At 60.1% G+C, this 21265-nt stretch carries 20 protein-coding genes; 12 read left to right on the top strand and 8 right to left on the bottom strand.

The window, feature by feature from the left end; all coding sequences use genetic code 11:
* Positions 1-70: 70 nt before the first annotated feature.
* The 6 genes from lptF to rsmA all read left to right on the top strand — a co-directional run bounded on the left by lptF (position 71) and on the right by rsmA (position 7687).
* Complete coding sequence (gene lptF / locus BSG20_RS06420; protein ID WP_072372446.1) at positions 71-1249, top strand: LPS export ABC transporter permease LptF; 1179 nt, start codon at positions 71-73, stop codon at positions 1247-1249.
* Positions 1246-2334 carry an LPS export ABC transporter permease LptG gene (gene lptG / locus BSG20_RS06415; protein ID WP_024316480.1) on the top strand — a complete coding sequence of 363 codons (1089 nt, stop codon included), beginning with the start codon at positions 1246-1248 and terminating at the stop codon, positions 2332-2334. The genes lptF and lptG overlap by 4 nt, the downstream gene beginning before the upstream one ends.
* Positions 2334-4691, top strand: a complete 2358-nt coding sequence (locus BSG20_RS06410) for an LPS-assembly protein LptD (RefSeq protein WP_072372443.1) — start codon at positions 2334-2336, stop codon at positions 4689-4691. The genes lptG and BSG20_RS06410 overlap by 1 nt, the downstream gene beginning before the upstream one ends.
* Before the next feature lie 187 nt (positions 4692-4878).
* Positions 4879-5829: a SurA N-terminal domain-containing protein gene (locus tag BSG20_RS06405; protein WP_072372440.1), complete on the top strand. Its 951-nt coding sequence runs from the start codon at positions 4879-4881 to the stop codon at positions 5827-5829.
* A gap of 5 nt (positions 5830-5834) precedes the next feature.
* Positions 5835-6860 (top strand): 4-hydroxythreonine-4-phosphate dehydrogenase PdxA, encoded by a 1026-nt coding sequence (gene pdxA / locus BSG20_RS06400; protein WP_072372437.1) that lies wholly within the window; start codon positions 5835-5837, stop codon positions 6858-6860.
* The gene (rsmA, locus tag BSG20_RS06395) at positions 6860-7687 is read left to right on the top strand and encodes a 16S rRNA (adenine(1518)-N(6)/adenine(1519)-N(6))-dimethyltransferase RsmA (protein ID WP_072372434.1); all 828 of its coding nucleotides are present in this window, start codon (positions 6860-6862) and stop codon (positions 7685-7687) included. Before pdxA ends, rsmA begins: the two co-directional genes overlap by 1 nt.
* Here the strand turns inward: rsmA and gmk are convergent.
* The 7 genes from gmk to fabD form a co-directional block, all read right to left on the bottom strand.
* Positions 7684-8346: a guanylate kinase gene (gmk, locus tag BSG20_RS06390; RefSeq protein ID WP_072372431.1), complete on the bottom strand. Its 663-nt coding sequence runs from the start codon at positions 8344-8346 to the stop codon at positions 7684-7686. The genes rsmA and gmk overlap by 4 nt on opposite strands.
* A gap of 4 nt (positions 8347-8350) precedes the next feature.
* Positions 8351-9238, bottom strand: a complete 888-nt coding sequence (locus tag BSG20_RS06385; RefSeq protein ID WP_072372428.1) for a YicC/YloC family endoribonuclease — start codon at positions 9236-9238, stop codon at positions 8351-8353.
* 15 nt (positions 9239-9253) lie between these two features.
* On the bottom strand, positions 9254-10489 hold the full coding sequence (gene mltG / locus BSG20_RS06380) for an endolytic transglycosylase MltG (RefSeq protein WP_072372425.1): 1236 nt from the start codon (positions 10487-10489) through the stop codon (positions 9254-9256).
* A 116-nt stretch (positions 10490-10605) separates the two neighbouring features.
* Positions 10606-11868 (bottom strand): beta-ketoacyl-ACP synthase II, encoded by a 1263-nt coding sequence (fabF, locus tag BSG20_RS06375; protein WP_072372680.1) that lies wholly within the window; start codon positions 11866-11868, stop codon positions 10606-10608.
* Between the two features lie 94 nt (positions 11869-11962).
* A complete protein-coding gene (locus BSG20_RS06370; RefSeq protein WP_003547058.1) occupies positions 11963-12199 on the bottom strand; it encodes an acyl carrier protein in 237 nt (78 codons plus the stop codon).
* Between the two features lie 290 nt (positions 12200-12489).
* Positions 12490-13227: a 3-oxoacyl-[acyl-carrier-protein] reductase gene (fabG, locus tag BSG20_RS06365; protein ID WP_037134586.1), complete on the bottom strand. Its 738-nt coding sequence runs from the start codon at positions 13225-13227 to the stop codon at positions 12490-12492.
* Between the two features lie 29 nt (positions 13228-13256).
* Positions 13257-14201 carry an ACP S-malonyltransferase gene (gene fabD / locus BSG20_RS06360; RefSeq protein ID WP_072372424.1) on the bottom strand — a complete coding sequence of 315 codons (945 nt, stop codon included), beginning with the start codon at positions 14199-14201 and terminating at the stop codon, positions 13257-13259.
* A gap of 206 nt (positions 14202-14407) precedes the next feature.
* Here fabD and BSG20_RS06355 point away from each other — a divergent pair, with 206 nt between their 5' ends.
* From BSG20_RS06355 to rplI, 6 genes are all read left to right on the top strand, one after another.
* Complete coding sequence (locus tag BSG20_RS06355; RefSeq protein WP_072372422.1) at positions 14408-15451, top strand: aldo/keto reductase; 1044 nt, start codon at positions 14408-14410, stop codon at positions 15449-15451.
* A 194-nt stretch (positions 15452-15645) separates the two neighbouring features.
* A complete protein-coding gene (locus BSG20_RS06350) occupies positions 15646-17421 on the top strand; it encodes an adenylate/guanylate cyclase domain-containing protein (protein ID WP_072372420.1) in 1776 nt (591 codons plus the stop codon).
* Between the two features lie 255 nt (positions 17422-17676).
* Entirely contained in the window at positions 17677-18141 is a 465-nt protein-coding gene (rpsF, locus tag BSG20_RS06345) for a 30S ribosomal protein S6 (protein ID WP_072372677.1), read from the top strand.
* Between the two features lie 12 nt (positions 18142-18153).
* Positions 18154-18402 carry a 30S ribosomal protein S18 gene (gene rpsR, locus BSG20_RS06340; protein WP_004680498.1) on the top strand — a complete coding sequence of 83 codons (249 nt, stop codon included), beginning with the start codon at positions 18154-18156 and terminating at the stop codon, positions 18400-18402.
* A gap of 156 nt (positions 18403-18558) precedes the next feature.
* Positions 18559-19542, top strand: coding sequence for a YybS family protein (locus BSG20_RS06335; RefSeq protein ID WP_047520252.1), 984 nt, complete (start codon positions 18559-18561; stop codon positions 19540-19542).
* A gap of 21 nt (positions 19543-19563) precedes the next feature.
* On the top strand, positions 19564-20139 hold the full coding sequence (gene rplI / locus BSG20_RS06330) for a 50S ribosomal protein L9 (protein ID WP_072372418.1): 576 nt from the start codon (positions 19564-19566) through the stop codon (positions 20137-20139).
* A gap of 59 nt (positions 20140-20198) precedes the next feature.
* On the opposite strand, the gene BSG20_RS06325 is transcribed toward rplI, so the two are convergent.
* Positions 20199-21263: an HlyD family secretion protein gene (locus tag BSG20_RS06325; protein WP_072372416.1), complete on the bottom strand. Its 1065-nt coding sequence runs from the start codon at positions 21261-21263 to the stop codon at positions 20199-20201.
* Positions 21264-21265: the final 2 nt, after the last annotated feature.

Genomic DNA, 21265 nt, shown 5'->3' with positions numbered 1-21265 from the left:
CCAACCAAAGAGCGTAGATGGATTTCGCTGCATAGCGGCATCGGTTCGCAAATGGCGTTCAAGGGCGTGAATGAAACTGCTTGAAACATATATACTCCGGCGTGTTGGCCAGATGTTTCTCGTTGCCCTGTTGCCGGTGCTCGCGATCATTTGGACGACTCAGGTTCTGCAGCGCGTCAATCTGGTAACCGACAGCGGCCAGTCGATGGGGTCGTTTGCCAAGCTGGCGACGCTGATCCTTCCATCGATCATTCCGATCGTGCTGCCGTTCGCACTTGTTATTGGTGTCACGCAGACGCTGACGACGATGAACAACGATTCGGAGCTGACCGTCATCGATGCGGCCGGAGCCAAGCGCGGCATCATCCTGCGCCCGATTCTTATCCTCGCCGCGGTTATCAGCGTCTTTTCCTTTCTGGTGGACAACGTCGTCGAGCCGAAGGCCAAGACCGGCGTTCGACAGATGGTGGCTGCGGCTTACGCGGATCTGCTCTCCACGGTTATTGAGGAGAAGAACTTCCGCCGCATCGATACCGGTCTTTATGTGCAGATATCGGAGCGGCTGGCGGGGCGTGTGCTTAAGGGCTTGTTCGTCGTCGACGAGCGTGACCCTGCGTTCGAGCTCATCTACTACGCACGGGAAGGCGCTGTTGACGAGAAGGGCACGTCGCTCATCATGCATGATGGCGAGGTTCACCGCAAAACGCAGACCGGCGAAGTCTCCGTCATCCGCTTCGATTCCTACTCCTTCGACCTGTCCGATCTGACGCAGAACCGCGGTCAGGCAACGCTTCGTGCATCCGACCGCGAGCTTCCGTTTTTGCTCAATCCGGATCCGAACGACAAGGACTACGTCGCCAAGCCCGGCAGTTATCGTGCCGAATTGCACCGCCGTCTGACGGATTGGGTTCTGCCGATGGTGTTTGCGCTGATTTCGCTGGCGATTGCCGGTGATGCGCGCTCCCATCGCGAAGCGCGGCTGCATCCGATGGTGGCGGCGCTCATCTTTGCATTCGCGATTCGTTGGGCGTCATTCTACGCCGCTAATCAGATCGACACTGATCCCGAGTATATTGGTGTCCTCTATGCGATTCCCGTGATCGCCAGCCTCCTCGCAATCGCGTCTCTGTCGCATCACAAGCGCCTGTCGGTCGTGTCCGCAATGAGCGACCACATCGCCGCATCTTGGCAAAGACTGTTGCGTCGCTTCGGGCGGTCGGCAGGACCCTCCGCGGGAGGTAGCGCATGATCTTCGGGACGCTCGGCCGCTATTTCTTCCGTCGTTATCTGCTGACCACAATGTGGTTCTTTCTCGGTGTGATCGGCATCGTCTACCTCGTGGATTTCAGCGAGACGGCTGGCCGCCTCTCCGGCCTTCCCGGCTACACCGTGACAGGCGGCCTCGTGATGACGGCCGTGCGCCTGCCGCTCATTATGCAGCAGACCGTTCCCTTCATTGCCCTCTTTGTGGGCATGACGGTTTTGATCGGCCTCAACAGAAAATACGAACTGGTCGTGACGCGCGCTGCCGGCATCTCGGTTTGGCAGTTTATGTCGCCCTTCCTTGCCGGCGCCTTTTTGCTCGGCGTCCTGGTCATGACGGTCCTCAATCCGCTGGCAGCATGGGGGCAACGTCAGGCCGCCATCGTCGAGAGCAACTGGCGCGGAGAAGGCTCGGCGACGAATGCCGCGCCGCAGGTTCCGTGGCTTCGCCAGATCAGCAGCGGGGACGATGCGATCATAGGAGCGCATACGGTTCTGGAGAACGGCACGCTGCTTATGGATGCGGTATTCGTGCATTTCGATTCGACCGACCACATCATCCTGAGACAGGACGCCGCGTCGGCAAAATTGGAAGATGGTTACTGGCTTCTTAAGAATGTTGTGGAGCGCCGTCCGGGCGAAGTCGCGGCACGCAAGGATGAGGTGCGAGTCCGCACCAATTTGAAACAGGATTTCGTCCAGCAGAGGCTAACAGCCCCTGAAACTATTGGATTTTTTGATCTTTCGAGCCGAATTGACGCAGCGAAATCCTTTGGGATTCCGACCAAGGCTCTCGAGACGCAATTTCATTCATTGTTGTCCCAGCCACTGCTGCTTGTTGCCATGACTCTCATTGCTGCAACAGTGTCTCTAAAATTTAGCCGGTTCAACCAATCGAGGTCGGTGATTCTGGGTGGAATCCTGTCAGGCTTCGTGCTTTATGTGGTCACCGTGCTTGTAAAAGCATTCGGAAGCAGTGGGGTTGTCCCGCCTTTCGTGGCGACGTGGATTCCGGTCACCGTCGCCTTGGCTTTGGGTGCAACAATTCTGCTTCATCAGGAGGATGGCTAGTGGCGGCAGGCGACCGCAAGACTCTTAGTAAACGGTTGGTTGCCCTGTTCGTAGGCGCGGCTCTGTCTACCTATTCCAACGGCCTTCCTGCTGCTTTCGCACAGGATGCCCTGCAAAATATGAAGCCGAACGTATCCGGCGACGAAAAGCTGATTCTGTCGGCAAACGAGCTCGTCTATAACAAGGACGCGCAGATCGTTTCGGCCATTGGCGGCGTGCAGATCAACTACGCCGGCTACAAGATGGTGTCGCAGCGCGTCGAGTATAATCAGCAGACCGGGCGCCTGATGGCGCTTGGCAACGTCGAGCTCGTTAGCCCCGACGGCAATCGCATGTACGCCGACAAGCTTGACGTCACTGACGACTTCGGCAACGGCTTCGTCAACGCGCTGAGAATCGAAACCGCCGACAATACGCGCCTGGTCGCCGAAACCGGTGAGCGTGTTGGCGGCACGCAAATGATCCTGAACAAGGGTGTCTATACTGCGTGTTTGCCTTGCGCCGAGAAACCGGAACGGCCTCCCTTCTGGCAGGTCAAGGCTGAACGGGTTATCCAGGACGGCGTCAAGCATACGATTCGCCTCGAAAAGGCGCGCTTTGAGCTCCTTGGTCATCCGCTTGCCTACGTACCGTGGATCGAAGTTCCCGACAACACCGTGAAGCGGAAGTCCGGCTTCCTGTTTCCTAGTTTTGTCACCGCTCAAAATCTCGGCTTCGGCCTGTCCGTCCCGTATTACTATGTTATTTCGCCGAGCAGCGACCTAACGGTCACGGGCACAGGTTATACGACGCAAGGCTTTCTGCTCGACGCAGAATATCGTCAGAGATTTGAAAACGGCACGCACACGTTGCGCATGGCTGGTATCAATCAGCTCAGCCCGGAGACCTTCACGGCCGGCACGAGTGATGCCGAAAATGACTTCCGCGGCGTTGTAGCGTCGAAGGGAGATTTCCAGATCAACCCTCGCTGGGCGTTCGGCTGGGACGTCATGGCGCAGAGCGACAACAACTTCTCTCGCACATATAGTCTGAAAGGACTGGACTACTCGACAAAGACAAACCAGGTCTACCTGACCGGTCTCGGCAAGCGGAATTACTTCGATCTGCGCTCGTTCTATTTCGACGTGCAGAACGCCGATCCAAACGACGTCGCCGAGAAGCAGCAGGCAATCGTCTATCCGGTGATGGACTATCACTTCGTGGCGCCGCAGCCGCTCGCCGGAGGGGAACTCTCTGCCGATGTCAACTTCACGAACCTGTCGCGCACTCACGACGACTTCTACAGCGTCGCAGGATTCGACCGGTTCCGTGGTCTTGACGGCCAGACGTCCCGTCTGACGGGCGAACTGGAATGGAAGCGGACGTTTGTGACGCCTGAGGGTTTCCTGATCACGCCGCTGCTCGCTGCGCGCGGTGATGCCTTGGCGTTGAACATGACACCGCCGCCGACCTCTGGCACGTTTGTCTATGACGGCAACTACGACGACAGCAATGCGGCGACGCGTTCGATGTTTACCGCCGGGTTGGAAATGCGCTATCCCATCCTTGGCACGACCGCAAACAGCACGCACCTGTTCGAGCCCATCGTTCAAATCTATGCGCGGCCCGACGAACGCCTTGCCGGCGGTCTTCCGAACGAGGACGCGCAGAGCTTTGTGTTCGACGCGACCAATCTTTTCGAACGTGACAAGTTCGCCGGTTACGACCGCATCGAGGGTGGCACGCGCGCCAACGTCGGCTTCCAGTACACTGGCACGTTCGACAATGGTTACAAGCTGCACGGCATATTCGGCCAGTCCTACCAGCTCGGCGGCCAGAATTCCTTCGACACAGCAGATCTGGTGAATGTCGGCGCGGACTCCGGTCTGGAGAGCGACGTGTCCGACTTCGTCGGTCTCGGCGGCATTGAAACGCCGCAGGGCCTCGCCCTCGCAGCCTCCTATCGGCTCGACGAAAAGAACCTCGGTTTCCGTCGCGGCGATTTGACAGCCGGCTTCCAGAACGACAACTTCCAAAGCCAGCTGATCTACACGCATGTCGCAGCGCAGCCGGCGTATGGCTTTGCGGAGGACAACGATGAGATCCAGGCCAAGGGAACTGTTAAATTCAAGGATTATTGGTCGGTATTTGGCGGCATAGCCTGGGATCTTCAGGACAACAGCATCGTGAGGAAAACATTCGGCCTGACCTATGAGGACGAATGCACGATCTTTACGATCGCATATAGCGAAAAGCGTGATACCAGCGCCGAAACCGCCAGCGACTGGAGTATTGGCGCCAGGTTGACCTTCCGCACGCTGGGCGACATCAACCTCGGCGGCGCGGTGGATACCAACACGACCATCTACCAGAATTGACGGAGAGTTCAGTAGTACGGCGGAAGAAAGGGCCTTTCTTTCGCCGTAAGACTATGCAGGACATTGTCGCCAGTTGATATCTAGGGCATATGCTGAATTTCCAATTTACAGCGGCAACGCCCGTTTGTCTCGAGAAGGTATGCGCGCCGCGACATAAGTGCGCGGCGTCAATGGGAAGGGTCGATAGATGATTGGCGCCAAAAGAACCGTCAAAGCGATGATTGCCGGCGCGGCTTTCGCAATGCTGGCAGCGTTTGCCTCACCGCAGACAGGATCAGTTTTTGCAGCAAGCGAAGTCAGAGTGGTCGTCAACGGCACGGCCATAACCAGCGGTGATGTCGCCAAGCGCCAGGCATTCCTCCGGCTGCAGCACCAGAAGGCTGATGCGAAGGCCGCCGAAGAACAACTGGTCGACCAAGCACTGAAGCAGCAGGAAATCGCGCGCGTGCGCATGTCGGTTTCCAAGGACGACGTCGATGCATCGTTCGCGCGGTTTGCGAGCGGCAACAAGCTGACGACCGATCAGATGACGCAGATTCTCGAACGCGCCGGCGTCGGTGTCGCTCATTTCAAGGCTTTCATTGCCGTACAGATGAGCTGGCCGCGCCTCGTCAATGCGCGCTACGGCTCGAGCGCCCGTATGTCGAATTCCGACCTTGTTGCCCGCATGATGGAGAACAAGCAGAAGCCGGAAACCACGGAATATATTCTGCAGCAGATGATCTTCGTCGTCCCCGCCAGCAAGAAGGGCATCGTCGGCAAGCGCAAGAGCGAAGCCGAGGCATCGCGGTCGAAGTATCCGGGTTGCGAGCAGGCTAAGGTGTTTGCTGCAACGATGCGCGACGTATCGGTACGCGACCTCGGCCGCGTTATGGCACCCGAACTTCCGGCAGAGTGGAAGCCGCTCGTCGAGCAGGCCAAGGGCAACACGACAGCGACGCGCGTCACCGACAGGGGTGTGGAATATATCGCCATCTGCAGCCAGCGTCAGGTGTCCGACGACCAGGCAGCGGAAATGGTGTTCCGCCAGGAAGACCTCGACAAGGCGAAGGCAGGGAAGAACGCACCTCCGGAAAACCCGAACGCCCAGAAATATCTCGAAGAGCTGCGCAAGAAGGCGCAGATCATGCGCCCCTGAGCAAGATGGCGATTTCGTTCTCGCGTCCGCTCGCGCTGAGCCAGGGCGATCCGGCCGGTGTCGGCCCCGACATCACATTGCTGGCTTGGATGCGGCGCAGGGAGCTCGGGCTCCCTCCGTTCGTGTTCATTGGCGACCCTGATGTGCTGGCGTTGCGTGCCAAGCTGCTGGGCCTGACGGTTGCCATTCGCGAGACCGATTGTGCCAACGCCAATGACGTCTTTGCCGATGCCCTCCCCGTGCTTCCCATAGCTGCAGGCGTCGGGGTTGTGGCGGGCGAGCCCCACGTCGCAACAGCGAAGGCCACGATCGCTGCGATCGAAACAGCCGTCTCGCTGACGATTTCAGGTGAAGCCCTTGGCGTCGTCACCAATCCAATCGCCAAGTCGGTGCTTTACGAGTCCGGCTTCCCCTTCCCGGGACACACCGAATTTCTGGCAGATCTCGCCGCACGAGCGACGGGACAGGCAGCTATGCCGGTGATGATGCTCGCCGGTCCAAAGCTCCGCACCATTCCGGTCACAATCCATATCCCCTTCAAGGACGTGCCTCAGGCGCTGACGGCGGAACTCATCGTCGAGACCTGCCGGATCGCTGATGCCGACCTTAGGCGTCGCTTCGGGATCGAGCAGCCGCGGCTCGCGATAGCCGGTCTCAATCCGCACGCCGGAGAAGACGGCACGATCGGCAAAGAGGATGAGGCGATCATCAAGCCGGCCATCCAGTTCCTTAGGTCCGAAGGCATCAATGCGATCGGGCCCCTGCCCGCCGACACCATGTTTCACGACGAGGCTCGGGCGCGTTACGACGTCGCCATCTGCATGTATCACGACCAGGCGCTGATACCGGCCAAGGCGCTTGGCTTCGACGATTCTGTCAACGTCACCCTTGGCTTGCCCTTCGTGCGCACCTCGCCCGATCATGGTACCGCCTTCGGCATTGCCGGCAAGGGACTTGCACGCGAAGGCAGCCTCGTCGCAGCCCTGAAGCTCGCCGGTCACCTTGGACGCACTATGGAAGGGCGCCTTTGATGGCTGCCTTGGATGGGCTGCCGCCCCTGCGCGATGTCATTCAACGTCATGGCCTTGATGCACGGAAGGCGCTCGGCCAGAATTTTCTGCTCGATCTCAACCTGACGCAAAAGGTTGCGCGAACGGCCGGCTCGCTGGAGGACGTCACGGTTTTCGAAGTCGGCCCGGGCCCTGGGGGCCTGACGCGCGCCATTCTGGCGCTCGGCGCAAAGAAAGTGATCGCCGTCGAGCGTGATTCTCGCTGTCTACCGGCCCTCGCCGAAATTGCAGACCACTATCCGGGACGGCTTGAGGTCATTGAAGGCGACGCATTGAAGACGGACTTCGAAGCTCTGCCCCCAGAAGGTCCGGTGAAGATCATCGCCAACCTGCCCTACAATGTGGGCACCCAGCTGCTGGTCAATTGGATCCTGCCGAGAAAGTGGCCTCCCTTCTGGCAATCGCTGACGCTGATGTTCCAGAAGGAAGTCGGCGAGCGCATCGTCGCGACCGAAGAGGATGATCACTATGGACGTCTTGGCGTGCTTTGCGGATGGCGCACGAACGTGCATATGGCGTTTGATGTGTCGCCGCAGGCCTTCACGCCGCCACCGAAAGTGACGTCGACGGTCGTTCATCTGACCCCGAATGAGAACCCGATCCCCTGCTCTATCGCTGATCTGGAAAAGGTCACCCACGCGGCCTTCGGCCAGCGTCGCAAGATGCTGCGCCAGAGCCTCAAGCCCCTCGGCGGCGAGGCCTTGCTCAACAAGGCGGGCATTGACCCGCAACGGCGGGCCGAGACGCTGTCGGTCGCCGAGTTCTGCCTGCTTGCCAACAGCCTTTAAAGAGCCGGCGTTTCCTCAAGCAGCTTTGTGACGAAATCAAACATGCCGTGGCGCCGGTCGCGGCGTAGCCGTTCGGAACGAACGATCGATTGCACCGCCTCGAAAGCAGCGTTCAAATCGTCATTGACAATGACGTAGTCGTACTCCCGCCAATGCCCGATCTCCGAGCGCGAATTGGCGAGACGCGTCGCGATGACCTCCTCCGTGTCCTCGGCCCGGCGATGCAGGCGGGACTGAAGCTCCGTCATCGTCGGCGGCAGAACAAAGATGGACACGACATCGGCGGACATCTTGTCCTGAAGCTGCTGTGCGCCCTGCCAATCAATATCGAACAGCATGTCGCGGCCGTCTGCCATCGCCTGCTCGACGGGCTCCCGCGGCGTGCCATAGAAATTGCCGTGCACCTCGGCCCACTCCAGCAATTCGTCGGCATCGCGCAGCCGTTCGAATTCGCGGACCGACTTAAAATGATAGTGGATGCCCTCAATCTCGCTTGGCCGGCGCTGGCGTGTGGTCACACTGACGGACAAACCGATCTGCTTGTCCGTTTCCAGCAGGGTGCGAGCGATCGTCGACTTCCCGGCGCCCGATGGCGACGAGATGACGAGCATGAGACCGCGGCGGGCTATCGGGATGGGCGCGGTTTTCGCCGGCTTCATTGGTCTACTCCAGATTCTGGACCTGCTCGCGGAACTGGTCGATAGCGACTTTCAGCTCGATGCCGGCGGCCGTGACCGCAGCGACATTCGACTTCGCGCAGATGGTATTCGATTCGCGGTTAAATTCCTGTGCAAGGAAATCGAGCTTCCGCCCGACGGGACCGCCCTTGCTGAGCAGGTCGCGGGCGGCAACCACATGCGCCTTCAGGCGGTCGATCTCTTCGCGAAGATCCGCCCTGGTGGCCAACAACGCGGCTTCCGCATGTAGCCTGTCGCGATCCAGCTTTCCCGAACCATCCATCAGCAAGGCGACTTGCGCAGCCAGTCGGCCAGCAATCTCTTGCGGAGATCGGGAGGGGTCACGGTCGATGGTCTGCGTCAATCCTTCGATCGTGGCGATGTGGTCCAGAAGGACACGCGACAATGCGGCACCCTCCAGTTCGCGCATCTGACGCAAGTCGGCAAGGGCCGTGATCAGGCCTTCGACAATGTCGGCATCGCGCGCTGCGATCGCTTCATCGCCGTCTTCGGTCTCACGGAATTCAATGATGCCGGGGATGGCGAGCAAAGTATCCAACTGCAATGGCGCGGGATCGATGATGCCGCCAAGCTGGTCACGCAAGGCGAGCACGGCGGAGAGCGCTTCCTGATTGAGGACGGTTTCAATGCGGCTCTCGCCGGCAGAGACGGAAAGCGACGCCTGCATATTGCCGCGGCTGAAGCGCTCGCCGGCAAGGCGGCGAACATCATTTTCCATGCGCTCCAGCCCTGGCGGGAGGCGCAAGCGCAGATCCAAGCCCTTGCCGTTGACCGACCGCAGTTCCCACGCCCAGCGCCAGCGGCCACTCGTGCCTTCACACCGTGCAAAACCGGTCATGGACTGCAAAGCCATGCAAGCCTCCGAAAATCAGTTCGTTTTCTTTTTCTTCTGGGCAGCCGGCGCGGCAGGCGCATCCGACTGCGTCTGGCTTTCAGGCTGTCCGTCAACGACAATATTGGGGTCGGCACCCTTGGCCGCTTCCAGCTGACGCCAGCGTTTGACGTTGGCATTGTGCTCCTCGAGCGTGGCTGCGAAGACATGCCCGCCGGAACCGTCGGCAACGAAATAAAGATCCTGCGTCTTCCAGGGATTGGCGACAGCCTCCAGTGCGTCTCGGCCCGGATTGGCGATCGGCGTCGGGGGAAGGCCCTTGACTACATAAGTGTTGAAGGGCGTTTCCTTCTTAAGGTCTGATTGATAGATCGGGCGATCCGCCGGCTTTCCATCGCCGCCGAACAGCCCGTAAATGATCGTCGGATCGGACTGGAGGCGCATCCCCTTGTCCAGCCGGTTGAGAAATACGGAAGCCACATGGGCACGCTCGTCCGGAACGCCGGTCTCCTTTTCGACGATCGAAGCAAGGATGATCAGTTCGTCCTTTGACTTGAGCTGCAGCGACGGGTCGCGCTTATCCCAAACCTGGTCGACGAGCTTCTGCTGTGCCGCAGCCATCTGCTCGATGATCTCGGCCCGCTTCGTGCCGCGCGAGAACTTGTAGGTATCCGGACGCAGGCTTCCTTCGGCAGGCACGACGGTCGGCAGGTCGCCTTCCAGCACGCTATCCTCGTTCAGACGATTGAACATCTGGCGGACTGTGAGGCCTTCCGGAAACGCGACGGAATACAGGATCGACTTTCCGGATTTCAGCAGTTCCATGATGTCGTTCATGGAAGCATGCGCCTTGATTTCGTACTCGCCCGCCTTGAGGCTCTCGCCGTCGTCAAGATGCGTCGTGGTGAGATAACGGAAGATACGTGCGTCCGACACGATGTTGTTGCGTTCGAGGCTTGCGGCGATCTCGGCAACGCCGGCGCCGCTTCGCACGATGAAATTCGTATTTGTCTCCAGCGGACCGGGATTCTGGTAGGCAGAGATCGCGTAATAGAAAAGGAAGACGGCGGCCGCGCAGCCGAGCACGACCAGCGTCATCAGGAAGTTCAGGAAAATGATAACCTGGCTGCGCGCCTTCTTCGAGCGCTTCGGTGGCTCGGGCACGCGTTCCGGCCGAAGCGCCTCGCTCGGCGACTTGGGAATAATCGGCCCGCTCTGCGTCTGCTGGCTTTCCTCGCCGATCGTCCCGTTGCTGTGGTTCGTATCGCTCACCGGCAATCCTCTAACTTGGCCTCAAGTCCCGCTTCTTGCTAAGCAATGCGGCAAAATGCAGGTAGGGCCACGCCGCGCGTGGTGCAGCCCCACTGTCAGGACGTCAACGCCTGCACTCAAGCGACGTAGCGGCGCAGCACCAACGATGCATTCGTACCGCCGAATCCGAAGGAATTCGACAACGCGACGTTGATTTCCCGCTGGCGCGCCTTGTGCGGAACGAGATCGATTGCGCTCTCGCGCTCAGGATTGTCGAGATTGAGCGTCGGAGGCGCAACACTATCGCGGATGGCAAGCGTTGCAAAGATCGCCTCGATCGCGCCGGCCGCACCGAGCAGGTGGCCCGTCGCAGACTTCGTCGACGACATCGAGATCTTGGAGGCCGCATTGCCGACCAGGCGCTCGACGGCACCGAGTTCGATCGTATCGGCCATCGTCGATGTGCCATGCGCGTTGATGTAGTCGATATCCGCGGGCGTCAAGCCGGCGCGTTTCAACGCCATCGTCATGCAACGCTGCGCGCCTTCGCCGTCCTCTGACGGGGCGGTGATGTGATAGGCGTCACCGGAAAGACCATAGCCCACGACCTCGGCATAGATCTTGGCGCCACGCGCCTGGGCGTGTTCCAGTTCTTCGAGAACGACGATGCCGGCGCCCTCACCCATGACGAAGCCGTCGCGGTCCTTATCGTATGGACGCGATGCCTTGGTCGGATTGTCGTTATGCTGGGTGGACAGCGCCTTGCAGGCGGCGAAGCCGGCCAGTGAGATGCGGCTGACCGGGGACTCCGTGCCCCCCGCGACCATGACGTCGGCATCGCCGAATGCGATGAGACGGGCTGCGTCGCCGATCGCGTGCGCGCCGGTCGAGCATGCCGTGACCACCGAGTGGTTCGGCCCACGCAGCTTGTGACGGATCGATACTTGGCCGGATACGAGGTTGATCAGACGGCCGGGAATGAAGAATGGAGAAATACGGCGCGGGCCCTTGTCGCGCAGCGTATAGCCGGCTTCGACAATACCTTCAATGCCACCAATGCCGGAACCGATCAGCACGCCCGTCGAGACCTGCTCTTCGTCCGTCTGCGGATGCCAGTTCGCATCGTTCAGCGCCATGTCGGCGGCTGCCATGCCATAGATGATGAAGGGATCGACCTTGCGCTGTTCCTTGGGCTCCATCCAGTCGTCGACATTGAAGGTGCCGTCGCTGCCGTCACCAACCGGAATGCGGCAGGCGATCTTTGCGGGGAGGTCGTCGATTTCGAATTCAGTGACCAGGCGGGCGCCGTTGTGACCCGCAAGCAAGCGAGACCACGTCACTTCCGTTCCGCATCCCAAGGGCGATACCATACCGGTACCTGTTATAACGACCCGTCTCATCGACCGCATTCCCCGCCTTTTTGTGTTCTTGGAGAACCATGCCAGAACTAAAAAAGGGCGGACTCCGGGTCCGCCCTTTTTTAAATGCTCAGGATTAAGCCTGAGCCTTTTCGATAAACTTTACGGCATCGCCGACCGTCAGGATCGAGTCAGCAGCGTCATCCGGAATCTCAACGCCGAATTCTTCTTCGAACGCCATGACCAGTTCGACGGTATCGAGCGAGTCTGCGCCCAGATCGTCGATAAAGCTGGCGCTTTCAACAACCTTGTCGGCATCGACGCCAAGATGATCAATAACAATTTTCTTTACGCGTTCTGCGATATCGCTCATGTCGGTTTCCTCGACCTTATGTCCTGATCAGAATGCCTTGTGACATCCCTACCCTGTTTCAGCCTGCGGCGCCCCTTGAAGCCACCTCGGCAAACTCTTTGACCCCGGCTACCAGAAATGTCCCAGGCTTGCACAAAAGCCCGCCGGTCCGTCTGCTTTCTCGGGAGACTGTTGACAGTCATGGCCCGCTTAACACGGTTTAAGTCTGCCGCAAAGCCAGAAAATCAACCCCATCGGGTTGGTCAACACGCTATTGCGGGGAAAATCTGCCCGGAAGGCAGTTTCCCGTTTCAGATCATGGCCATGCCGCCGTTTACGTGCAGCGTCTGGCCAGTCATATACGCAGCTTCCGACGAGGCGAGATAGGCAACGGCGGAGGCAACTTCGGCGCCCGTGCCCATGCGCTTCATCGGGATCGCTCCCATGATCGCTTCCTTCTGCTTGTCGTTCAGCTTGCCGGTCATGGCGGACTCGATGAAGCCCGGCGCCACGCAGTTGACAGTGACGTTGCGGGTTGCAATCTCCTGAGCCAGCGACTTGGTGAAGCCGATCATGCCTGCCTTGGAGGCGCAGTAGTTCGCCTGACCGGGGTTGCCGGTAACGCCAACGACCGAGGTGATGTTGATGATGCGGCCATAACGGCGCCGCATCATCGGATGCGTCAGCTCGCGCGTCAGGCGGAACATCGCCGTCAGGTTCACTTCGATGACGTTATCCCAGTCTTCATCGCTCATACGAACAAACAGGCCGTCCTTCGTGATGCCGGCATTGTTGACGAGGATGTCGACGCCTTCGAGATCGGCCTCGGCTTTGACTCCGAGTGCTTTGACTTCGTCACGGTCTGCAAGGTTCGCCGGAAAGATCTTGACGCGATCGCCGAGATCATTCGCCAGCGCCTCGAGCTTCTCGACTCGCGTTCCGTGGAGGCCGACGATGGCGCCCTGCTTGTGAAGGATACGGGCGATTTCCTCGCCAATACCGCCGGATGCGCCGGTAACGAGAGCCTTGCGGCCGGAAAGATCGAGCATGGAAGCGTTCCTTGTAATCGTTAAATCAATCAGGCCATCAGAGCGGCAACGGCCGCATCGATATCGGCGGGCGTATTGACGGCAATGCCGTTCACGGTCTTGTCGATGCGGCGTGCGAGGCCGGTCAGGACCTTGCCGGAGCCAATCTCATAAAGGGTCGTCGCGCCATTGGCCGCGAACCATTCAACCGTCTCGCGCCAGCGGACCTGGCCCGTGACTTGCTCGACGAGCAGCCTGGCAATCTTGTCGGCGTCGGTCACCGGTGCGGCACGCACATTTGCGATCAAGGGCACGACCGGGTTCGACTTCTTCACGCCAGCCAGCGCTTCACGCATCGCTTCAGCAGCGGGCGCCATCAGCGAAGAATGGAAAGGAGCGGAGACCGGGAGCAGGATTGCGCGCTTGGCACCCTTTTCGCTGGCAATCGCAGCGCCCTTCTCGACGGCTGCCTTCTCGCCCGAAATGACGATCTGGCCGCCGCCATTGTCGTTGGCGACCTGGCAGGAGCCGACGGCTGAGGCCACTTCGCAGAGGGCGACGACATCGGCATGTTCGAGGCCAATGATGGCAGCCATCGCGCCGACGCCAACCGGTACGGCAGCCTGCATGGCATTGCCGCGAATGCGCAGCAGGCGCGCGGTATCCGCAAGCGAGAAGGTCCCGGCGGCGCAAAGCGCGGCGTATTCGCCGAGCGAATGGCCGGCGACGTAGGAGACCTTCGCCTCCAGATCGACACCCTTGGCTTCCAGGACGCGAATGACGGCCATCGAGACCGCCATCAGCGCCGGCTGTGCATTCGCGGTCAGCGTCAGCGTGTCTTCCGGACCGGTGAACATGGTCTCGGAGAGCTTCTCGCCCAGAGCTTCGTCGACTTCTTGGAAGACGGCGCGTGCCTCGGCGAAATTCTCGGCTAGATCCTTGCCCATGCCGACAGCCTGGCTGCCCTGCCCCGGAAATGTGAAAGCGATGGTCATCCTACGTCCCTTTTACATGGGCCTTTCAGCGTTTTGCCTCCAATTGACATTCTTTGTCAGAGAGTCAAGTGCCGGACGCCCGCGTTCCAAGGCTTTTGCGCCTGCGAGAAAGCCCGGTTTTGCCTCTTGCGCTTGCACAATTCCGGTCTAGATTTGCGCCGTCCTTCCAGACCTTTTCTTTTCCAGATCACCTTCAAGGCTTTCCGATGAAATACAAGAAACTTGGCCGCACGGATATTTCCGTGTCCGAAATCTGCCTCGGCACCATGACCTGGGGCACGCAAAACACGGAGGCCGAGGCGCATGGGCAGATGGACTATTGCGTCGACAAAGGCGTCAACTTCTTCGACACGGCCGAGCTTTATCCCACCACGCCGGTTTCGGTGGAGACGCAGGGGCTGACGGAAGAGTACATCGGCGGCTGGTTCCAGAAGACTGGCAAGCGCAAGGATATCGTACTGGCCACCAAGGTCGCGGGTCCCGGCCGCTCCTATATTCGCGACGGCGACGGCGCCGACGCCAACAACATTCGCTTGGCGATCGAGGCGAGCCTGAAGCGGCTGAAGACGGACTACATCGACCTCTACCAGGTTCACTGGCCGAGCCGAGGGCATTTCCATTTCCGCCAGGCTTGGCACTACGATCCCTTCAAGCAGGACCGCGCGAAGGCGCTCGCCAATGTCATCGAAATCCTCGAGACAATCGGCGAACTGGTGAAGGAGGGCAAGGTGCGCGCCTTCGGCCTCTCCAACGAGACGAGCTGGGGCACGCAAAAATATCTAACGCTTTCCGAACAGCTCGATCTGCCGCGCGTCGCGACGATCCAGAACGAGTACAATCTGCTCTACCGCCATTACGATCTCGATCTGGCGGAGTTGTCGCATCATGAGGACGTCGGTCTGCTCGCCTACTCTCCGCTTGCCGGCGGCATCCTCAGCGGCAAATATGTCGACGGCGCCAAGCCGGAGGGCTCGCGCGGATCGATCAACGGCGACATCGGCGGCCGTTTGCAGCCCTTGCAGGAAGCGCCGACGAAGGCCTATCTCGATATCGCTGCACGGCACGGGCTCGACCCTTGTACGATGGCGCTCGCATTCTGCTTGAGCCGCCGCTTCATGGCATCCGTGATCATCGGCGCGACGACGATGAAGCAGCTCGATACGGACATAAGTTCGGTCAGCCTCAAGCTGCCACACGAGGTTCTGGCTGAAATCGAGCAAGTTCACCGCCAGTACCCGATGCCGATCTAGGGCAGTCAGCCGACGCACAACGATCTGGCCTTTCTGGCCAGATCGTCCCTGCGCATGGAAGCCGTGCGGCTTTCGCCTGCATTTGCAACGACAAGTTTCGGTGACTTCGCCGGGCCATCAATTTCTGCTTCTCCGTTTTGTGCATTTCAGCTAGGTTTATGGGGCTCTGGCAGCGCCACAGGAGCGATCATACCGTGGAACGGAAGCTCGCAGTCATCCTTGCCGGCGACGTTGCCGGCTACAGCCGCCTCGTTGCAACCAACGAGGAAGATGCGCTTGCGACGCTGGGCATCTACACCGCTACGATCAGCGATTTCGTACGAGAGCATGGAGGACGGGTCTTCGGCAGCGCAGGAGACAGCGTCGTTGCGGAATTCCCAAGCGCCGTACAAGGCGTTCGCGCTGCGGTCGCGATCCAGCGCGCGCTTCATCGACGCAACGCCGACCTGCCGCCGGACCGGCGGATGGAATTCCGTCTCGGGCTCAATCTCGGCGATGTCGTCGTCTCCGGGGAGAACCTGCTTGGCGACGGGGTGAACGTCGCAGCCCGTCTGCAGGAGGTAGCGCTGCCTTCCGGAATCTGCATTTCCGGCGCGTTGCGCGAGCAGATCGAGGGAAAGCTGGACTTTCCCCTCGTGCCGATGGGCGACCGCACGCTGAAGAACATTCCTCGCCCGGTGCCAGTGCATCGGGTCCATTGGGGGCGGGAAGACCCGGTGGAAACGGGCGCGCTCGGTGGACCGCTCAGACTTCCGGACAAGCCCTCAATCGCCGTGCTGCCTTTCGTCAACATGTCTGACGACCCGGAGCAGGAGTTCTTTGCCGATGGCCTGACCGAGGACATCATCACGGCGCTCTCGCTCTACCGCTGGTTTTTCGTCATCGCTCAGAACTCCTCATTCGCCTACAAGGGGCGCGCCGTCGACGTCAAGCAGATCGGACGTGATCTCGGCGTCCGCTACCTTGTCGAGGGAAGTGTCCGCAGGTCCGGGACGCGCGTCCGCGTCACCGGGCAGCTGATCGAGGCCGAAAGCGGCGTTCACCTGTGGGCGCAGCGCTACGACAGGGAAATATCCGATATCTTCGCCATTCAGGACGAGCTGACGCAGAATGTCGTCGGTGCAATCGAGCCGGAAATCCTCATTGGTGAAAGCCGGCGTGCGCTGATAAGGACAACGGACAATCTGGACGCTTATGAGAGCCATATGCGCGGCACTTGGCTCCATAACGCGCAGGATACCGTCGAGCATTTCATCGAAGCCATTGCCTGGCACCGCCGCGCGATCGAGCTCGATCCCGATTTCGCACGCGCCCATATGATGCTTGCCCGCTCACTCTACGCCCGATGCTTCCATGGTTTCAGCGACGACGTGGACAGGGATAGCACTGAGCTGCGAATAGAGGCGGAACGCGCCGTCACGCTCGACCCGCGTGACCCCTACTCGCACTACGCGATGTGCCTTGCGCATTTCGTGGCCCATAACGCGCCGGCGGCGATCGAGGCCGCCCAGCAGGCGATCGACCTCAATCCCAATTTTGCCCTCGCGCATATGGCTCTCGGCTGGGCGCGGATATTCAACGGTCACTTTGTCGAAGCTCTGGACCCCCTTTATATGGCCACGAGGCTAAGCCCGCACGATCCGCTGGCCTATCTCATTCTCGACCGTATTGCGCTATCGCACTATCACCTGGGCAACTACGAAGAGGCTGTGCATTACTCCGAGCGAGGTCTTTCGCTCCGCCGCGCCTATTTCAATCGCGTTGTGCTTCTTGCCAGCCTGGGGCAACTCGGACGCCAGGAGGAAGCGCAGAGGCTGATCCCGGAAATCCTGACAAACGTGCCAGCCGATCTCGAGCATTACTGGAAGATCCTGACACCTTATGTCGCCCCCAGCCACTACGACCATTTTGTCGACGGCCTGCGCAAGGCGGGGCTTCCGTCGTTGAGCGCGCAGCGACAACATTGCTGACTGTCCCTTGCGTTTCCGCCAAAAATCCTTATAAGGCGCCCTGTTCGCAAACCCGGTCTTCTGGCTGGTGGCTGAACGGAGGGCCGGTTTTCGCAAGAGAATCGTCGGAACGGAAGCGTTCCAGCCTCCCGTGTCTCCGCTCTCGACCGTCTCGGAACGCTTTTCTTGCTTGGCGCTTGCCGCCTCTCAGGAGCAGTCGTTGAGGCTTAGCCGCCGAATATCGGGTTGAACCAACGCAAGAAAGGCAAAGCTGTCATGGCTCTTTATGAACATGTATTCCTTGCCCGACAGGATATTTCCGCTCAGCAGGTCGATGCCCTCGTAGAACAGTACAAGGGCGTCATCGAAGCTAACGGTGGCAAGGTCGGGCGCATCGAGAACTGGGGCCTCAAGTCCCTCAACTACCGCATCAAGAAGAACCGCAAGGCGCACTACGCCCTGATGGACATCGATGCACCGGCAGCTGCCGTCCAGGAAATGGAACGCCAGATGCGCATCAGCGAAGATGTCCTGCGCTATATGACGATCGCAGTTGAAAAGCACGAAGAAGGCCCGTCTGCCATGATGCAGAAGCGCGACCGCGACGACCGCGGCCCGCGTGATGGCGCCCGTGGCCCGCGTGAAGGCGGCTTCGGCGACCGTGGTCCTCGCCCGCCGCGTGAAGGTGGCTTCGGTGACCGTGAAGATCGTCCGCGCCGTCCGCGCGAAGACCGTGCATAAGGAGATCTAAGAATGTCTGAAGCTTCCTCCGCTCCGGTCCGTCGCCCGTTCCATCGTCGTCGCAAGACTTGCCCGTTCTCCGGCGCAAACGCTCCGCGCATCGACTACAAGGACGTCCGTCTCCTGCAGCGCTACATTTCCGAGCGCGGCAAGATCGTTCCTTCCCGTATCACGGCTGTTTCTCAGAAGAAGCAGCGCGAACTCGCTCAGGCGATCAAGCGCGCTCGTTTCCTCGGCCTGCTGCCGTATGTCGTCGCTTAATTAGCTGACGAGACCAAATCGAGGGACGGCAGCGATGCCTTCCCTTCTCCCTTTCGCGATGGGCGCGGATCGGAACTCTTAAAACCCATGTTGAGGCCTTTCTGAAACCGATTCAGGAAAGTCCCTCTAACTGCTCGATGAAGCAGGACAGCGACCGTGAAGCAACTGAACGCAAAAACGCTAGGCATCGGCGCGCTCGCTGGATTGACCGCCGCACTTCTGGTGCTCGGCGCCAGCATGCAGCCGTCGTTCAGTGCCGTTCTCTATGCTGCATCCGCACTTCCCATTCTTCTTGTCGGCCTCGGCTGGGGCAACATGGCGGCCATCTCCGCCGTCGTCACCGCGGCGACAGTTGGCGCGATCGCCATCTCGCCGTCCTTCGCGCTGATGATGACGCTGGTCACGCTGCTGCCGGCCGGCTGGCTCAGCCACCTTGCAAACCTTGCCCGCCCGGCCTCCGAACTCGGCGGTCCCGATCATCTGATGGCCTGGTATCCGCTTTCGGACATTCTGCTGCACCTCTGCGGCCTGGTGACGATCGCCGTCATCGTCGTCGGACTGATGATCGGCTACGGCCCAGATCTCATCGATCGGCTCGTGGACGTGATGTTCGGCTCGCTGGCACAGCAGCAGCCCGAGTTTTCGCCCGATCCGGCGGTAACGGCGCAGACCAAATCCCTCGTTCTGCTCATGCTGCCCGCCATTCAGGGCGGCATGTGGGTGGTCATGCTGTTTGCCGCCTATTACATCGCGACCCGGATCGTCAGCGCATCCGGCCGCGGCCTGCGTCCACGCGAGGATATCCCCTCGGCGCTGCGCATGAACCGCAATTCGATCTTCGTTTTTCTCGTCGGTCTTGCCGCCACCTTCTTTGGTGGCATGCCGGCGATGATCGGAGCAACCGTCGTCGGCACCTTCGGCGCCGGCTTCCTGCTTTCCGGCTTCGCCGCGCTGCACTTTCGCACGCGCGGCAGGGATTGGCGCCTGCCGGCGCTCATCCTCTGCTACCTGGCATCGCTCATCCTGATGGTGCCAGCCTTTTTCATCCTCGTGGTGGGCTTGAGCGATACCCGCAAGGCCATCGCACTGACCCCGCACAAGGATGTCGATGCCCCCAAACAGACAGACACGAAAATCTAGAGACACGAAAGGAACACGAACATGGAAGTCATTCTTCTTGAACGCATCTCCAGGCTCGGCCAGATGGGCGAAACCGTAAAGGTTCGCGACGGCTTCGCTCGCAACTACCTCCTGCCGCTCGGCAAGGCGCTTCGCGCCAACGAAGCCAACAAGAAGCGTTTCGAATCCGAGCGTTCAACGCTCGAAGCTCGTAACCTCGAGCGCAAGTCGGAAGCACAGAAGGTTGCTGACGCTCTCGACGGCAAGTCGTTCATCGTCGTCCGCTCGGCTGGCGAAACCGGCCAGATGTACGGCTCGGTCGCTGCTCGCGACGTCGTTGAAATTCTCGCTGCAGAAGGCTTCAACATCGGCCGCAACCAGGTTCACCTGAACACCCCGATAAAGTCGATCGGCTTGCACAAGGTTGAGCTGCAGCTCCACGCTGAAGTCGAAATCCACGTCGAGCTCAACGTTGCTCGTTCGGCTGAAGAAGCAAGCCGTCAGTCCAAGGGTGAAACCCTCACCTCCGTTGACGCCATCTACGGCGTTGACGAAGACGCTCTTCGTCCGGAAGACTTCTTCGATCCGGAAGCTGACCTCGAAGGCGACGAAGCCTAATTTTCCGAGAGATCCTCTCTGGAAATGTAAGAAAGCCCGGCCCGTGCCGGGCTTTCTGCTTATTTGGCGGCTGTGTTCTGCTGCGGCGGAGCGTTCTTGTCGACGTCGACGACGACCGAGAGCCCTGGGCCCAGATCCTTTACCGCCGGCTGGTCGGCATCGAAGCCGATGCGCACACCGACACGCTGCGCGATCTTCACGAAATTGCCAGTCGCATTGTCCGCCTTGATGACCGCGAACTCCGATCCGGCAGCGGGCGAGAAGCGCTCGATGAATCCCTTCAGGCGCTGCTTGCCAAGCGCATCGACCGTGATGGTCACCGGCTGCCCGACCTGCATGCCATAGAGCTGTGTCTCCTTGAAATTCGCGACGACCCAAACATCCTCTGGCACAACAGCCATGAGCTGTGTTCCCGCCGTCACATACTGCCCGACGCGTACGCCGACTTCGCCGAGATGACCGTCGCGCGGCGCGACGATCTTGGTGTTCTGCAGGTCTATTTCCGCAAGGTGCACCGCGGCTTCCGCGCTTGAGACATTGGCTTCCAATAGCGAGCGATTGACGATGATCGTTGCAAGGTTTTGCTCGGAAACTTCCAGCGCGGCCTTTGCCTGGTTCAGCGCCGCCTTGGCCTGGTCAAGTGTCGCCTGTGCGGCTTCTGTCTCACTTTGCGATGCAATGCCGCGGTTGCTGAGATTGCTGACGCGATCCCAGGCCTGCTGCGCACGCGTCAGCGATGCGTTCGCGCTATCGATCTGCGCCTGGCTGGAGGCGATGCTCGCCTTTGCCGAGAGTTCCGACTGGCGCGAATTCTCCAGCGACGCCTTCTGCCCGTCGAGCGCCGCACGCGCCTGGGCAAGCCTCTGGGCGTAGATGCGGTCGTCGATCTGGGCCAGCGTATCGCCCTGCTTGACCTGCTGATAGTCCTTCACGGGAACATCGACGACATAGCCGCTCACCTGCGGGCTCATGATCGTGACATAGCCTCGAACATAAGCATTGTCGGTCGTCTCTATTGACGTGACGAACGGCGGCAGGCGCCATGCATAGAGAACGAGGAGGACGCCGGCGATGCCGGCGAGCACTGCGATGACGGTCGAGGGGGACCGAAGGAGCTTCAACATGT

Source organism: Rhizobium tibeticum, assembly GCF_900110205.1.
Classification (GTDB): domain Bacteria; phylum Pseudomonadota; class Alphaproteobacteria; order Rhizobiales; family Rhizobiaceae; genus Rhizobium; species Rhizobium tibeticum.
This window is presented reverse-complemented; position numbering and strand designations above follow the sequence as displayed.

Excerpts from the sequence above, each read along its gene's own strand:
- lptF (WP_072372446.1), top strand. The coding sequence starts at position 71 with ATGAAACTGCTTGAAACATATATACTCCGGCGTGTTGGCCAGATGTTT.
- BSG20_RS06385 (WP_072372428.1), bottom strand. The coding sequence starts at position 9,238 with ATGGCTTTGCAGTCCATGACCGGTTTTGCACGGTGTGAAGGCACGAGT.
- gmk (WP_072372431.1), bottom strand. The coding sequence starts at position 8,346 with ATGAAGCCGGCGAAAACCGCGCCCATCCCGATAGCCCGCCGCGGTCTC.
- fabD (WP_072372424.1), bottom strand. The coding sequence starts at position 14,201 with ATGACCATCGCTTTCACATTTCCGGGGCAGGGCAGCCAGGCTGTCGGC.
- rplI (WP_072372418.1), top strand. The coding sequence starts at position 19,564 with ATGGAAGTCATTCTTCTTGAACGCATCTCCAGGCTCGGCCAGATGGGC.
- lptG (WP_024316480.1), top strand. The coding sequence starts at position 1,246 with ATGATCTTCGGGACGCTCGGCCGCTATTTCTTCCGTCGTTATCTGCTG.
- pdxA (WP_072372437.1), top strand. The coding sequence starts at position 5,835 with ATGGCGATTTCGTTCTCGCGTCCGCTCGCGCTGAGCCAGGGCGATCCG.
- fabF (WP_072372680.1), bottom strand. The coding sequence starts at position 11,868 with ATGAGACGGGTCGTTATAACAGGTACCGGTATGGTATCGCCCTTGGGA.
- rpsF (WP_072372677.1), top strand. The coding sequence starts at position 17,677 with ATGGCTCTTTATGAACATGTATTCCTTGCCCGACAGGATATTTCCGCT.
- BSG20_RS06405 (WP_072372440.1), top strand. The coding sequence starts at position 4,879 with ATGATTGGCGCCAAAAGAACCGTCAAAGCGATGATTGCCGGCGCGGCT.
- rsmA (WP_072372434.1), top strand. The coding sequence starts at position 6,860 with ATGGCTGCCTTGGATGGGCTGCCGCCCCTGCGCGATGTCATTCAACGT.
- BSG20_RS06355 (WP_072372422.1), top strand. The coding sequence starts at position 14,408 with ATGAAATACAAGAAACTTGGCCGCACGGATATTTCCGTGTCCGAAATC.
- BSG20_RS06370 (WP_003547058.1), bottom strand. The coding sequence starts at position 12,199 with ATGAGCGATATCGCAGAACGCGTAAAGAAAATTGTTATTGATCATCTT.
- rpsR (WP_004680498.1), top strand. The coding sequence starts at position 18,154 with ATGTCTGAAGCTTCCTCCGCTCCGGTCCGTCGCCCGTTCCATCGTCGT.
- fabG (WP_037134586.1), bottom strand. The coding sequence starts at position 13,227 with ATGCTCGATCTTTCCGGCCGCAAGGCTCTCGTTACCGGCGCATCCGGC.
- BSG20_RS06325 (WP_072372416.1), bottom strand. The coding sequence starts at position 21,263 with ATGTTGAAGCTCCTTCGGTCCCCCTCGACCGTCATCGCAGTGCTCGCC.